This is a genomic window from Brevundimonas sp. (assembly GCF_044336875.1).
Lineage (GTDB): Bacteria > Pseudomonadota > Alphaproteobacteria > Caulobacterales > Caulobacteraceae > Brevundimonas.
The window spans coordinates 1-14,012 of record NZ_JBIIOP010000012.1 but is presented as its reverse complement, the minus strand read 5'-3'; the positions used below and the strand labels follow the sequence as shown (position 1 = coordinate 14,012).

The 14,012-nt window shown below is 67.3% G+C and carries 15 protein-coding genes; 8 read left to right on the top strand and 7 right to left on the bottom strand.

What is annotated here, in order from left to right; all coding sequences use genetic code 11:
* Window positions 1-10 precede the first annotated feature (10 nt).
* Window positions 11-2,953, top strand: coding sequence for an excinuclease ABC subunit UvrA (gene uvrA / locus ACIQ1T_RS13350; protein ID WP_395945049.1), 2,943 nt, complete (start codon window positions 11-13; stop codon window positions 2,951-2,953).
* A gap of 24 nt (window positions 2,954-2,977) precedes the next feature.
* Here the strand turns inward: uvrA and ACIQ1T_RS13345 are convergent, their stop codons facing one another.
* The 3 genes from ACIQ1T_RS13345 to ACIQ1T_RS13335 are packed head-to-tail and all read right to left on the bottom strand — an operon-like array spanning window position 2,978 to window position 5,594.
* Complete coding sequence (locus ACIQ1T_RS13345; protein WP_395945048.1) at window positions 2,978-3,859, bottom strand: hypothetical protein; 882 nt, start codon at window positions 3,857-3,859, stop codon at window positions 2,978-2,980.
* Between the two features lie 30 nt (window positions 3,860-3,889).
* Entirely contained in the window at window positions 3,890-4,807 is a 918-nt protein-coding gene (locus tag ACIQ1T_RS13340) for a hypothetical protein (protein WP_395945047.1), read from the bottom strand.
* On the bottom strand, window positions 4,800-5,594 hold the full coding sequence (locus tag ACIQ1T_RS13335) for a hypothetical protein (RefSeq protein ID WP_395945046.1): 795 nt from the start codon (window positions 5,592-5,594) through the stop codon (window positions 4,800-4,802). Before ACIQ1T_RS13335 ends, ACIQ1T_RS13340 begins: the two co-directional genes overlap by 8 nt.
* Before the next feature lie 176 nt (window positions 5,595-5,770).
* On the opposite strand from ACIQ1T_RS13335, the gene trmFO reads away from it, so the two are divergent.
* The gene (gene trmFO, locus ACIQ1T_RS13330; protein WP_395945045.1) at window positions 5,771-7,168 is read left to right on the top strand and encodes a methylenetetrahydrofolate--tRNA-(uracil(54)-C(5))-methyltransferase (FADH(2)-oxidizing) TrmFO; all 1,398 of its coding nucleotides are present in this window, start codon (window positions 5,771-5,773) and stop codon (window positions 7,166-7,168) included.
* On the opposite strand, the gene ACIQ1T_RS13325 is transcribed toward trmFO, so the two are convergent.
* Both ACIQ1T_RS13325 and ACIQ1T_RS13320 read right to left on the bottom strand, forming a co-directional pair.
* Window positions 7,165-7,800: a squalene/phytoene synthase family protein gene (locus ACIQ1T_RS13325; RefSeq protein WP_395945044.1), complete on the bottom strand. Its 636-nt coding sequence runs from the start codon at window positions 7,798-7,800 to the stop codon at window positions 7,165-7,167. The genes trmFO and ACIQ1T_RS13325 overlap by 4 nt on opposite strands.
* Entirely contained in the window at window positions 7,797-8,771 is a 975-nt protein-coding gene (locus ACIQ1T_RS13320) for a polyprenyl synthetase family protein (RefSeq protein WP_395945043.1), read from the bottom strand. Before ACIQ1T_RS13320 ends, ACIQ1T_RS13325 begins: the two co-directional genes overlap by 4 nt.
* Window positions 8,772-8,940: 169 nt before the next feature.
* Here ACIQ1T_RS13320 and ACIQ1T_RS13315 point away from each other — a divergent pair, with 169 nt between their 5' ends.
* Window positions 8,941-9,699, top strand: coding sequence for a tRNA1(Val) (adenine(37)-N6)-methyltransferase (locus ACIQ1T_RS13315; protein ID WP_395945042.1), 759 nt, complete (start codon window positions 8,941-8,943; stop codon window positions 9,697-9,699).
* Between the two features lie 3 nt (window positions 9,700-9,702).
* On the opposite strand, the gene ACIQ1T_RS13310 is transcribed toward ACIQ1T_RS13315, so the two are convergent.
* Window positions 9,703-10,485: a thiazole synthase gene (locus ACIQ1T_RS13310; RefSeq protein WP_372692090.1), complete on the bottom strand. Its 783-nt coding sequence runs from the start codon at window positions 10,483-10,485 to the stop codon at window positions 9,703-9,705.
* Window positions 10,486-10,600: 115 nt separating this feature from the next.
* On the opposite strand from ACIQ1T_RS13310, the gene ACIQ1T_RS13305 reads away from it, so the two are divergent.
* Both ACIQ1T_RS13305 and ACIQ1T_RS13300 read left to right on the top strand, forming a co-directional pair.
* Entirely contained in the window at window positions 10,601-10,846 is a 246-nt protein-coding gene (locus ACIQ1T_RS13305; protein WP_395945041.1) for a type II toxin-antitoxin system Phd/YefM family antitoxin, read from the top strand.
* Window positions 10,843-11,229 carry a type II toxin-antitoxin system VapC family toxin gene (locus ACIQ1T_RS13300; RefSeq protein WP_395945040.1) on the top strand — a complete coding sequence of 129 codons (387 nt, stop codon included), beginning with the start codon at window positions 10,843-10,845 and terminating at the stop codon, window positions 11,227-11,229. The genes ACIQ1T_RS13305 and ACIQ1T_RS13300 overlap by 4 nt, the downstream gene beginning before the upstream one ends.
* Here ACIQ1T_RS13300 and thiS read toward each other — a convergent pair whose 3' ends face one another.
* A complete protein-coding gene (gene thiS / locus ACIQ1T_RS13295) occupies window positions 11,230-11,430 on the bottom strand; it encodes a sulfur carrier protein ThiS (protein WP_395945039.1) in 201 nt (66 codons plus the stop codon).
* A gap of 175 nt (window positions 11,431-11,605) precedes the next feature.
* Here thiS and aroQ point away from each other — a divergent pair, with 175 nt between their 5' ends.
* The 3 genes from aroQ to accC are packed head-to-tail and all read left to right on the top strand — an operon-like array spanning window position 11,606 to window position 13,948.
* Window positions 11,606-12,052: a type II 3-dehydroquinate dehydratase gene (gene aroQ / locus ACIQ1T_RS13290; RefSeq protein ID WP_395945038.1), complete on the top strand. Its 447-nt coding sequence runs from the start codon at window positions 11,606-11,608 to the stop codon at window positions 12,050-12,052.
* Between the two features lie 45 nt (window positions 12,053-12,097).
* Window positions 12,098-12,586 carry an acetyl-CoA carboxylase biotin carboxyl carrier protein gene (gene accB, locus ACIQ1T_RS13285; RefSeq protein WP_395945037.1) on the top strand — a complete coding sequence of 163 codons (489 nt, stop codon included), beginning with the start codon at window positions 12,098-12,100 and terminating at the stop codon, window positions 12,584-12,586.
* 9 nt (window positions 12,587-12,595) lie between these two features.
* Window positions 12,596-13,948 carry an acetyl-CoA carboxylase biotin carboxylase subunit gene (gene accC, locus ACIQ1T_RS13280; RefSeq protein WP_395945036.1) on the top strand — a complete coding sequence of 451 codons (1,353 nt, stop codon included), beginning with the start codon at window positions 12,596-12,598 and terminating at the stop codon, window positions 13,946-13,948.
* The last annotated feature ends 64 nt before the right edge of the window (window positions 13,949-14,012 follow it).

The following is a 14,012-nucleotide window of genomic DNA, read 5'->3' as shown; positions in this document are numbered from 1 at the left end:
CCCGGACTCCATGACCGAAAAGCACAACTTCATCCGCGTTCGCGGCGCCCGCGAGCATAATCTCAAGGGCGTGGATCTCGATATTCCGCGCGAGCAGCTGGTGGTGATGACCGGCCTGTCGGGCTCGGGCAAGTCGTCCCTGGCCTTCGACACCATCTACGCCGAGGGCCAGCGCCGCTATGTCGAGAGCCTATCGGCCTACGCCCGCCAGTTCCTGGAACTGATGGGCAAGCCGGACGTCGACCTGATCGAGGGCCTGTCGCCGGCCATTTCCATCGAACAGAAGACCACGTCCAAGAACCCGCGCTCGACCGTCGGCACGGTGACCGAGATCCACGACTATATGCGTCTGCTGTGGGCGCGGGTCGGCGTGCCCTATTCGCCGGCCACCGGCCTGCCGATCGAGAGCCAGACCGTCAGCCAGATGGTCGACAAGCTGACCGCCTTGCCGGACGGCGAACGCATCCTGCTGCTGGCCCCGGTCGTTCGCGGCCGCAAGGGCGAGTACAAGAAGGAAATCGCCGAGTGGCAGCGTCAGGGCTTCCAGCGACTGAAGATCGACGGACAGTTCTATCCGATCGACGAGGCGCCGACCCTCGACAAGAAATTCAAGCACGACATCGACATCGTTGTGGACCGGATCGTCACCAAGCCGGATCAGGAAGGCCGCTACGCCGACAGTCTGCAGACGGCTCTGGGCCTGGCCGACGGCATCGCCAACGCCGAATGGGCGTCGACGGCCGAGGGCGAGACCGCGCCGCGCAGCCTGCTGTTCTCGGAACGGTTCGCCTGTCCGGTGTCCGGCTTCACGATCAGCGAGATCGAGCCGCGCCTGTTCTCGTTCAACAATCCGTTCGGCGCCTGCCCGGTCTGCGACGGCTTGGGGGTCAAGCTGGCCTTCGACGCCGATCTGGTCATCCCGGACCGCGACAAGACCCTGCACGGCGGGGCGGTCGCCCCCTGGGCGCGCGGGCCGTCGCCCCTCTACACCCAGACCCTGCAGTCGCTGAGCCGCCACTACGGCTTCTCGATGGACAAGCCGTGGCGCGAACTGCCGGCCCAGGCCCACAAGGCCATCCTGCAGGGCACGGGGTCGGAGAAGATCAAGTTCGTCTATGACGACAACGCCCGGAAGTACGAGGTCTCCAAGCCGTTCGAAGGCGTCCTGCCGAACCTGGAACGCCGCTGGCGCGAGACCGACAGCGCCTGGGTGCGCGAGGAACTGGCCCGCTATCAGTCCGAGACCCCGTGCGACGCCTGCCACGGCAAACGCCTGAAGCCCGAGGCCCTGGCGGTCAAGGTCGGGGGCGAGGACATCGCCGACATCTCCGTGCTGTCGATCTCCAAGGCCTATCTCTGGTTCTCGACCATCGAGGAAAGCCTGACCGACAAACAGGCCGAGATCGCCCGGCGGATCCTGAAGGAGATCTGCGACCGGCTGCGGTTCCTGAACAATGTCGGCCTGGACTATCTGAACCTCTCCCGTTCGTCCGGCACCCTGTCGGGCGGCGAGAGCCAGCGTATCCGCCTGGCGTCGCAGATCGGTTCGGGCCTGACCGGCGTTCTCTATGTGCTGGACGAACCCTCCATCGGCCTGCACCAGCGCGACAACACCCGGCTGCTGGAAAGCCTGAAGGGGCTGCGCGACCTGGGCAATTCGGTCCTCGTCGTCGAACATGACGAGGAGGCGATCCTGACCGCCGACTATGTCATCGACATGGGCCCGGCCGCCGGCGTCCATGGCGGTCAGGTCTGCGCCGAAGGCACCCCCGCTGAGGTCATGGCCAATCCGAACTCCCTGACCGGCAAATATCTGACCGGCGAACGCGAGATCGAGATCCCGGCCGACGGCCGCCGCCCGATCGACCGCAAGCGGATGCTGAAGATCAGCGGCGCCAGCGGCAACAATCTGAAGAGCGTCACCGGCGAGATCCCGGTCGGGGTCTTTACCTGCATCACCGGCGTCTCCGGCGGGGGCAAGTCGACCTTCACCATCGAGACCCTGTACAAGGCCGCCGCGCGTCGTCTGAACAATGCGTCCGAGGCCCCCGCCCCCTTCGACCGGATCGAGGGGCTGGAGCATTTCGACAAGGTCATCGACATCGACCAGTCGCCGATCGGCCGCACACCGCGCTCGAACCCGGCCACCTATACCGGCGCCTTCGGCCCGATCCGCGACTGGTACGCCGGCCTGCCGGAATCCAAGGCGCGCGGCTACGGCCCCGGCCGGTTCAGCTTCAACGTCAAGGGCGGCCGCTGCGAGGCCTGTCAGGGCGACGGCGTCATCAAGATCGAGATGCACTTCCTGCCCGACGTCTATGTCACCTGCGACGTCTGCAAGGGCAAACGCTACAATCGCGAGACGCTGGAGATCGTGTTCAAGGGCAAGTCCATCAGTGACGTGCTGGACATGACGGTCGAGGAGGCGGCGAGCTTCTTCAAGGCCGTGCCGCCGATCCGCGACAAGATGCTGACGCTGGAGCGGGTGGGCCTGGGCTACGTCAAGGTGGGCCAGCCGGCGACCACCCTGTCGGGGGGCGAGGCCCAGCGGGTCAAGCTGTCGAAGGAACTGTCGAAACGGGCCACCGGCCGCACCCTCTACATCCTCGACGAGCCGACCACCGGCCTGCATTTCGAAGACACCCGCAAACTGCTGGAGGTGCTGCAGGAACTGGTCGAGGCGGGCAACACCATCGTGGTGATCGAGCACAATCTCGACGTCATCAAGGTGGCGGACTACCTGCTCGACTTCGGTCCCGAAGGCGGCGACGGCGGCGGCGAGATCGTCGCGGTCGGCACGCCCGAACAGGTGGCCGGCAACAAGGCCAGCTGGACCGGCAAATACCTCAAGGAGGTGCTGGACCGGCACGAGGACCGCCGCAAGGCGCGCGTCGCGGCCTTGGGGAGTTCGGTCGAACCGGCGAAGAAGAAGCGGGCCAAGGCCTCGGCCTGATCCCGCTTGCCGGCTCCGGACCCCTCAGCGGTTCCGGAGCCCCATCCAGGCCGCTGAGAAGGGCGCATACAGCACCGCCAGCTGCAACGCCGAAAGCAAGGCGTTGACCACCGACCAGACCAGGATGGCGGGCCAGCCCTGGGCCAACACGTCGAGAGTGGACAGGCCGTCCATTGACGCCAGGCCGGCTATGCCCCCCGTCGTCAGGTCCGTACCCGCGCTGATGATTCCGCCCAGAATACTGACGATGAAGCTCATCACCAGGGCGATGATCGCCATGCCCAGCAGCGGCCAGAACTGGCCCTTGGTGGCGCTGAAGGACTCGACGACGCTGATCTTGCGGCGATCCAGGGTCATGGGAACGGCCAGGCTGAACTTGACCGACAGCCAGATGACCAGGGCGATCGCGCCCAGGGCGACGATCAGGGCCAGCAGGAACATCACCGCCTGACCGGAGGCGAGGCCGGCGCCGACCAGTCTGCTGACCACTGCGAACAGGACGCCGCTGAGCAGTCCGACGATCAGACCGATGACCACGGTGACCGCCAGCACGCGCAGTTCGTCCATGCCGAAACGGATATAGCCCCAGCGGCTCTCCTCCGGCCGCAGCACGGACCGCGCGACGGCGGCGCTGAGCACCGCACCGACGGCCAGCCCAAGCGGGACCAGCCAGACGAACAGCTCGGCATAGGCCTGCATCAGCACCATCAGGTCGTCGGGCGACGGGTCGCTGGACTGCTCGATGGTTTCGGCCGCGGCCATGATCGCAGCCCACTGACTCCCGCCCAGGCCGAACATGGCCAGGAACACCACCAGATAGGCCAATCCCCAGAACAGAGCGGTCAGCGGGTGGCGACGAACGACCCGAAAGCCTTCAAACGCCGCTTCGGTGGCGGAAAAACTCATCTCGAACTCCAGACCAGATTCGCGGCGACCCTAGACCATCGCGGGCGCCGCGTCGTCCTGCGGCGCGCCATCCAGCAATTGGCGGCAGGCCGAGACAAAGGGCGCGCAGAGCAGGGTCATCACGGCCCCATAGGCGAAACTGCCCGGGATCAGCAGCACGCCGGCCACGCCCCACAAGGCGCCTGCGGCGGGGATCATCTCGCCGAGAGTCTCCGGGACTGCTCCCTGCCCAAAGCCGGCCAGGGCGCCGTTGGCGAACAGGGCGATGATGACCACGAAGGCCATGACGAAGTAGATGACCATATAGATCAGCCAAGTACAGACCAGCAGCCCCAGCAAGGCCAAGGTCTGGCCCTTGCCCAGTTTCCACCCTTCCACGAAGGCGAACCGCTTCAGAATGAGGGTCGCCGGCGCGATCAGGGACAGGCGCGCCATCGCCACGGCGACCGCTGCGATCAGAGCAAGTGTCAGGAAGAAACCGGCGATCGCGGCCGCCGGCTCGCTGATCTGCCACAATGTGAAACCGATGGAGAAGCCCAGCATGACCAGGATTATGACCGCGACATAGGCGCCGAGGAACAGGGCCAGTCCCACCACCACCAATCGCAGCTCATCCATGCCGACCCGCATGAAGAAATACCGGTCGGACCGTCCGATCGTCAGCGTCGCCCGCATGGTCGCGGCCCAGATGATGACCGCCAACGCCATCTGGCCGACGTTCAGCAGCATGGACACCCCCTGCAACGCCAGGATCTGACCGACCATCTCGGGCGGCGGCTCGGCCCCCTCGGTCAGCGGCAGATTGGCCAGCGCGCCGAACATCAAGGCCACCATCGCCAGGCTGTAGGCCATGATCACAAATCCCCAGACGAAGATCGCCAGCGGATGCCGCCGGATCACGCGCACGGGTGTCGCCATGGCCTCGCCGATGGAAAGGCTCTCAGTCATGCGTCGCTCCTTGCGGCGTCCAGTATTCCAGTCGGCGATAGGCCTCGCCCAGGAAGGCCATCGTCAGGGGCGCCTCCAGCGCGGTAAGCGTCACCGCCCACACGATCCATCCGATCACGCCCGACAGCAAGCCCGCCCCGGTCAGAACCAGCAGGACGATCTTGGGCAGGCCGACGACGAGCAGTCCGCCCAGCAGGGGCCAGAAGCTGCCCTGTGCGATGCCCATGCTGTTCAATGAGACCATGTGACCGCGTCCCAGGGTCGCCGGGCCGAACAGGGACAGGCGCACGACCAGAACCAGGACAGCGTAGAGGGCGAACAGGGTCACCAGGGCCAGCAGAACCAGTTTCCACGCCGGCCCCACCGCGCCCCACTGGCGCAGCTCGATGGCACGGGCGTCCAGCTCGGCCATGCCGAAAACGGCGAGCAGGACCAGGGCCACCACCGACAGGATCATGGCCATGAAGACCGCGCATAACAGGCTCGCGCCCAGCAGCCGCAACTCGGGCAGGCCGAACTGAAGACCCGCCGGGCCCAGGCCCAGCCGACGCGCGGACGCCAGATCGTCGCCGATGGCGATCCGGCTGAGCGCCCCGGCCAGCATCAGGGTCGAGATCAGGCCGAACGGCGCCCAGACCAGACTGGTCACGCCGGCGGCGACGACCTTGGCGCTCCAGACCACGGCGGCGAGCAGGATCGCCCCCCAGGCGCCGCGCCACAGGCGAGACAGGCTCGCGATGGCCGCCGACAGCGCCTCGCCCAGTCGCAGAACGCGATGATTGTTCAACCCCTGCCCCCTGAGTTCCGGACGCCGACATAGCAGGGGATCATGACATCCGACCAGACCGCCGTCAGAGCCTGATGCTCGCATCAGGCTCCAGCATGAATCGAGAACATCATCGACGCTCCAGCCGGAACCGCTGCGCGGTTCCGTCCGAAACGATCATGCTCTAGAAGGCCGCGATGACCGCTTCCCCCGCTTCTCCCTCCCCCGTCCACGTCATCGGCGGCGGCCTCGCCGGCTCCGAAGCCGCCTGGCAGATCGCCCAGGCCGGCGTGCCTGTGATCCTGCACGAGATGCGCGGCGTGCCGGGCATCAAGACCGACGCCCACCAGACGGACGGGCTGGCGGAACTGGTCTGTTCCAACTCCTTCCGGTCCGACGACTGGGAGCACAACGCCGTTGGCCTGCTGCACGCGGAGATGCGGGCGCTGGATTCCGTCATCATGGCCTGCGGCGACGTCAATCAGGTGCCGGCCGGCGGGGCGCTGGCCGTCGACCGCGACGCCTTCTCCGACGCCGTGACGGCGAAGCTGGAAGCCCATCCGCTGGTCACCATCCTCCGCGAGGAGATCGCAGGCCTGCCGCCGGAAGACTGGGACAATGTCATCGTCGCCACCGGGCCGCTGACCTCCCCTGCCCTGGCCGAGGCCATCCTGAAGGCGACCGGCGAGGAAAGCCTTAGTTTCTTCGACGCCATCGCTCCCATTGTCCACGCGGACAGCATCGACTTCGACATCGCCTGGCGTCAGTCGCGCTACGACAAGGAAGGCCCGGGCGGGGACGCCGCCGCCTACGTCAACTGCCCGATGGACAAGGCCCAGTACGAGGCCTTCATCGACGCCCTGCTGGGCGGCCCCAAGGCCGAGTTCAAGGACTGGGAGAACGTCCCCTATTTCGACGGCTGCCTGCCGATCGAGGTCATGGCCGAGCGGGGTCGCGAGACCCTGCGCCATGGGCCGATGAAGCCCGTCGGCCTGACCAATCCGCGCGACCCGCTGGTCAAGTCCTACGCCATCGTCCAGCTACGTCAGGACAATGCGCTGGGCACCCTGTTCAACATGGTCGGCTTCCAGACCAAGCTGAAACACGGGGTTCAGGCCGAGACCTTCCGCATGATCCCCGGCCTGCAGAACGCCCAGTTCGCGCGTCTGGGCGGCCTGCACCGCAACACCTATCTGAACAGCCCGCAACTGCTGGACAAGCAGCTGCGGCTGAAGGCCATGCCCCGACTGCGCTTCGCCGGGCAGGTCACTGGCGTCGAGGGCTATGTCGAGAGCGCCGCCATGGGTCTGCTGACCGGCCGGCTGGCCGCCGCGCAAGCCCTCGGCCGCGACCTGGCCGCCCCCCCGCCGGAAACGGCCATGGGCGCCCTGGTCGAGCACATCACCGGCGGCCACATGGAAGGCTCCAAATTCCAGCCGATGAACATCAACTACGGCCTGCTGCCCCCGCTTGAGGCGCCCAAGGTCGATGAAGACGGCCAGAAGATTCCGCTGAAGGAGCGCGGCCGAGCCAAGAAGCGGCTGATGAGCATCCGGGCGATGGCAAGCCTGAAGGCCTGGCGGGACGCGGGCTAAACCTGCCCCCGCAGGATCGCCCACAGCAGGCGCAGCCGCTTTACCGGCTCGGGCTCGTCCTGACGGATCAGGGTCGCAGACGCCACGGCGGGGAAGGCTGAAGGCGGAAGCCCTTTCAAGGCAGCGTTGGCGTTCGACCGCGCCGCCTTCGCCTCATCGGTGCGACCAACCTGACCCAGCGCCCTCACCCGCCCGGCCTCGACGACCTTGTCGGCATGACCCGGTCCCGCCAGCACATGAACCGCCGCCTGCATGGGGCCGACGTAGAAGGCGTCCAGGTCGTGCGGCTCGCTGTGGACCCGACCGATATGGGCCTCGATCAAGGCGTCGAAGGGCGCGCGATCCAGACCATGGCGCGCGACGAGGTCGGTCAGGGCCTCCAGCACCGGATGCCCCTTGCGCGGCACGCCGGCGAAGACTCCATCTAGCTGTTCCGCCCACCAGGTGTAGCGCATCTCGGCCAGCAGGGGCTGGGTCACTCGCGTCGGGATGGCCATCAGCTCGGCCTCGAAGGCGTAGAGGGTGATCAGATCGGCGCGCGCCTGGGCATCCGCGACCAGGCGACTGGACAGCCAGCGGTCCAGATCGGCGGCGCGGACCTGCTGATCCAGGCTGGCGGCGGCCTCGGTCAAGCGGCGCGCGACACCGCGAAGTCGGCCAGATCTTCCAGCGCCGTGCGCCAGTCGCCGGCCGGCAGGACCGACAGGGCGGCCTTGGCCCTGTCGGCGTAGTCGCCGGCCAGATCCAGGGTCGCGCCGATGGCGCCGGAGCCGATCACAAGTTCACGGGCCCGGGCGAAATCGTCGGGGGTGCGGTCGCCCTTGGTCACGGTCCGCTCCCAGAAGTCGTCCTCGCGGCCCTTGGTGCGGACCACGGCCAGCAGCAGCGGCAGGGTGGCCTTGCCCTCATTGAAGTCGTCGCCGGCGTTCTTGCCCAGCGCCTCGGCCGTGGCGCCATAGTCCAGGGCGTCGTCGGCCAGCTGGAAGGCGATGCCCAGGGCCATGCCGTAATCGCGCAAGCCCTTGATCGCCTCGGCCGAAGCGCCCGCCCCGACGGCGCCCGCCTCGGCGGCGGCGGCGAACAGTTCGGCGGTCTTGGCCGAGATGATCTGCAGATAGGTGGCCTGATCCAGGTTCAGGTCGTGGGCGCGGGTCAGTTGCAGGACCTCGCCTTCGGAGATGACGCGAGAGGCTTCGGCCAGAATACCCAGGGCGCGCATCGAATCGGTCTCGACCATCAGTTCGAAGGCGCGGGCGAACAGGAAGTCGCCGACCAGGACGCTGGTGGGCGCGCCCCAGATCAGATGGGCGGCGACCTTGCCGCGCCGCAGCTCCGAGGCGTCGACGATGTCGTCGTGCAGCAGGGTGGCGGTGTGGATGAACTCGACCGCAGCGGCCAGCTTCTTGGGCGACAGGATGTCGCCCTGGGCGCCCGAGGCGCGGGCGGCGGCGACGGTCAGCAGCGGGCGCAGGCGCTTGCCGCCCGCAGAGACCAGATGCTCGGCCAGCTTGGGAATGATCGGCACGTCCGACTGCATCCGATCGAGGATCAGGGCATCCACATCGGCCATGTCGGTTCCGGCCAGCCGGACGAGGGCGTTCACGTCCCCCTTCGGGCGGGGAGCGGCGGCGAGGGCTGCGTCCAAGGGATACTCTCTTCACACGTCGCGCGGACGAACCGCGCATAGGGGATTTTCGATCGGGTTCCGCTTGCCGGAACGCGATGCGGCGCACAATGGTGACCGACCCTTTTGGGGTCAAGGAGATTGAGGCGTGGACGGGACGGATGCGGTGAAGCCGGACGTGGAGGAGAACGCCCTGCTGGGCGGTCGCGTCCGCCTGCGCCAGCCTGCGCGCGGCTATAGGGCAGGCATGGACGCCGCCCTGCTGGCTGCGGCCGTCGCGCCGAAACCAGGCGAGCGCCTTTTCGAAGCCGGCTGCGGCGCGGGGGCCGTGCTGATGCAGGTCGCGGCGCGTCAGGCCGGGATTTCGTTGACCGGGCTGGAGCGCGATTCGGTCGCCGTCGGTCTGGCGCGCGAGAACGCCGCGCTGAACGGTGTCGCCGAGCGGACGACGATCCTCAACGGCGACGTGGCGCACGGCTTCCGCGCCTTGGACCTGGCGCCGTTCGACTGGGCTGTGTCCAACCCGCCCTTCTTCGACGACCCCGGCGCCCTGCGCGCCCCTGCGCCCGGCAAGACCGGAGCCTGGATGGCCGACGACGGCCTGGCGGCCTGGACCGGCCTGCTGCTGAAGTCGGTGCGCGAGGGGGGGCGGATCGTGGTGATCCACCGGGCCGATAGGTTGGCCGACCTGCTGGACCTGCTGGGCGACAAGGCCGGCTCCTTCGCCATCCGGCCGGTGCAGCCCTTCGCCGACGAACCGGCGAAGCGGGTGCTGGTCCAGGCGATCAAGACCGGCAAGGCCCCGCTGCGCCTGTTGCCCGCCCTGGTGCTGCACGACCGATCGGGCGCCAAGCACACGACCGAGGCGGAGGCGATCCTGCGCGGCGAGGCGGCGCTGGACTGGTGAGCCCTAGATCAGACCCGCCAGCGGCGAGGACGGGTCGGCGTACATCCGCTTAGGCATCCGGCCGGCCAGATAGGCGTCACGCCCGGCGATGACGGCGTGTTTCATGGCGCGGGCCATGCGGATCGGATCCTTGGCCCCGGCGATGGCGGTGTTCATCAGCACGGCGTCGCAGCCCAGTTCCATCGCCAGGGTCGCGTCGGAGGCCGTGCCGACCCCGGCGTCGACCAGGACAGGCACCTTGGCCTGTTCGACGATCAGGCGGACGTTGATCGGATTCTGGATGCCCAGGCCCGAGCCGATCGGGGCGGCGGCGGGCATGATGGCGGCGGCGCCCGCGTCTTCCAGACGCTTGGCCATGACCACGTCATCGGTGCAGTAGACCATGACGTCGAACCCGTCCTTGATCAGCAGATCCAGGGCCCGCAGGGTCTCGATCATGTCGGGATAGAGGTGGGCGGTGTTGGACAGTACCTCCAGCTTGACCAGGCTCCAGCCGCCCGCCTCGCGCGCCAGCCGCAGGGTGCGGACCGCGTCCTCGCCGGTGAAACAGCCGGCGGTGTTGGGCAGGAAGGTGAACCGGTCCGGCTTCACATAATCGACCAGCATCGGCTGGTTGGGATCGGTCAGGTTCACCCGACGCACGGCCACGGTGACGATCTCGGCGCCCGCAGCCTCGGCGGCGGCGGCGTTCTGGGCGTAGTCGGCGTATTTGCCGGTGCCCACGATCAGGCGCGAGTTGAAGGTGCGGCCGGCGACGGACCAGGTTTCGTTGGCTGTATCGGTCATGGGGGCTGACCTAATCCTCTCCGGCCCGATGGGAAAGGCCGGATCGATCACGCCGCGTTGCGAGACGCAGCCAGATAGACTAAACTAAGCGGACTAAGTTCACTGGAGCGACGCTGTGGAAACGGTCAACATCCACGAAGCCAAGACCCATCTGTCCCGCCTGCTGGAGCGGGCGGCGAAGGGAGAGTCGATCACCATCGCCAAGGCCGGCAAGCCCATGGCGAAACTGGTTCCCCTGGAGGAGACGCCGAGGAAGGCCGTGCAGCGCATCGGTTTCATGGCCGGCGAAGGCGTCATTCCCGACGACATCAAGACGCCGTTCAAGGACGAGATCGAAGACCTGTTCTACGGCAAGACGTGAACCTGCTTCTCGACACCCATCTGCTGGTCTGGACGGCGACCCGGCCCGAGCGCCTGTCGGCCCGGGCGCGGGAGCACCTGAGCGACCCCGGCAACAGTCTATTCTTCAGCGCGGTCAGCATCTGGGAGATCGGCATCAAGCGACGGCTGGAGCGGCTCGATTTCCAGCTCGATCCTGAACGCCTGCGCGACCAGTTGCTGGCCAACGCCTATCGGGAGATCGACTTCACCAGCCGGCACGGGCTGGCGGTTCAGGATCTGCCGCTGCTGCACCGCGATCCGTTCGACCGCGCCCTGATCGCACAGGCCCGACACGAAGGCCTGATGCTGATGACCGCCGATCACGACATCGGCCTCTATCAGGACGCGATCCTCAAGGTCTGATCACCCGCCGCCGACGAACTGGACCAGTTCGATGCGGTCGCCCTCGGCCACCGGCGTGGAGCCGTGCAGGGACTTGGGCACGATCTCCAGATTGCGTTCCACCGCCACCTTGCGCGGATCCAGGCTCAGTTCCTCGACCAGGGCCAGGATGGTTGCGGCTGCGACCTGGCGCGGTTCTCCGTTCAACTGGATATGGTGCAAGACGGGCTCCCGGGGCTGATCCGGCCCACATAGAGGGTGGGAGACATATCCGCCAGCCAGGCGCCCTTGCGTCAACTTCGTGAACCAGACCGTTTGACCCGCACGACGGCTCCGGTAAAAGGCCCCTCTTGTGTCGCGGAAACGCCGACGATTCCGGAGCTCCATCCCAAAGCCGATGGCCGAAACCCCCGTCATCCATGTGCTGAACGGTCCCAACCTGAACCTGCTCGGGGTTCGGGAGCCGGACATCTATGGCCGCGACACCCTCGCTGACATCGAAAAGCGCTGCATCGCGGCGGCCAACGGGGCGACGATCGTCTTCCGCCAGACCAATCACGAAGGCGTGCTGGTCGACTGGATCCAGGAGGCGCGCGAAAGCGCCCATGCCCTGATCATCAATCCGGCGGCCTACGGCCACACCTCGGTGGCGCTGCACGACGCGCTGAAGACGCTGTCGATCCCGCTGATCGAACTGCATCTGTCCAATCCGGCGGCGCGCGAGGCGTTTCGCCATCACTCCTATGTGTCGTCCGCGGCGACCGGCGTCATCGCCGGCTTCGGCGCGGCCGGCTACGAACTGGCCGTCCAGGCGGCCCTCACCAAGATACGGGAACGCGCCTGAGGGCCGCCCGTTCGCTTACAGACACGAAAGACAAGGCGCATTCCAATGGCCGATGAAAAGAAACACGCCGAGATCGACGCCGCCCTGGTTCGCCAGCTGGCCGAGATCCTGAACGAGACCGATCTGACGGAAGTCGAGGTCGAGCGTGGCGAACTGCGCATCCGCGTCGCCCGCGAGATCACCGTCAACGCCGCCCCGGTGCAGTATGCCGCCGCGCCCGTCGCCGCAGCCGCTCCGGTCGCCGCCGCAGCGCCGGCTTCGATGCCGTCGGATCCGGCGACCATCGTCGCCCGCGCCGGCGAAGAGGTGAAGTCGCCGATGGTCGGCACCGCCTATCTGCAGGCCTCGCCGGAAGCCCCCGCCTTCGTCAAGAAGGGCGACACGGTCAAGAAGGGCCAGACCCTGCTGATCGTCGAGGCCATGAAGACCATGAACCCGATCCAGGCCCCGCGCGACGGCGTGGTCGCCGACATCCTGGTGGGCGACGCCCAGCCGGTCGAGTTCGGCGAAGCCCTCGTCCTGCTGGAAGCCTAAGGCGCCCCGATGTTCACCAAGGTCCTGATCGCGAACCGCGGCGAGATCGCGCTGCGCATCCACCGCGCGTGCAAGGAGATGGGAATCTCCACCGTCGCCGTCCATTCGGAAGCCGACCGCGGCGCCATGTGGGTGCGACTGGCGGACGAGAGCGTCTGCATCGGCCCGGCCTCGGCCGCCAAGTCGTATCTGAACATCCCGTCGATCATCGCCGCCGCCGAGATCACCGGCGCCCAGGCGATCCACCCCGGCTACGGCTTCCTGTCCGAGAACGCCCGGTTCGCCGAGATCGTCGAGGCCCACGGCATGGCCTTCATCGGTCCCAAGCCCGAGCATATCCGGGTCATGGGCGACAAGATCAGCGCCAAACAGACGGTCAAGGACGCGGGCATCCCCGTGGTTCCCGGCTCCGACGGCGAGGTCGAGACCGTCGAGGCCGCCATCGAGGCGTCCAAGTCCATCGGCTTCCCCCTGATCGTCAAGGCGGCGGCGGGCGGCGGCGGACGCGGCATGAAGGTGGCCCTGACGCCCGACGATCTGGTCGAAGCCGTCCAGACCGCCCAGTCCGAGGCCAAGGCCGCCTTCGGCAATGGCGCCGTCTATATGGAGCGCTACCTCCAGAAGCCGCGCCACATCGAGATCCAGGTCATCGCCGACAGCCACGGCAATGTCGTCCACCTGGGCGAACGCGACTGCTCGCTGCAGCGGCGTCACCAGAAGGTGCTGGAAGAGGCCCCCTCGCCCGCCCTGTCGGCCGAGGGTCGCAAGCAGATCGGCGAGACAGTCAACAAGGCCATCGCCGCCATCGGCTATCTGGGCGTCGGCACCATCGAATTCCTGTGGGAGGACGGCGAGTTCTTCTTCATCGAGATGAACACCCGCCTGCAGGTCGAACACCCGGTCACCGAAATGATCACCGGCGTCGATCTGGTGCGCGAACAGGTGCGGATCGCCGCCGGCCTGCCGCTGTCGTTCAGCCAGGCCGACATCGAGTTCAAGGGCCACGCCATCGAGGTGCGGATCAACGCCGAGAACCCCGAGACCTTCACCCCGTCGCCGGGCCGGATCACCGATTTCCACGCCCCGGGCGGCCTGGGCGTGCGTCTGGATAGCGCCATCTACGCCGGCTATTCGATCCCACCCTATTACGACAGCCTGATCGGCAAGCTGATCGTCCACGGTCGCGACCGCGAAGAGGCCATCGCGCGCCTGAAGCGGTCGTTGAACGAGATCGTCATCGGCGGCGTCGACACCACTATCCCCCTGTTCCAGAAGCTGCTGCAGGAGCCGGACATCCTGTCGGGCGACTACGACATCCACTGGCTGGAGAAGTGGGCGGCCCGTCAGAAGGGCGAAAGCTGACGCTCCTCCCCCCTTGGGGGAGGGCGAACGCGCGAAGCGTGTTGGACGGCGCCTGCCCCACACA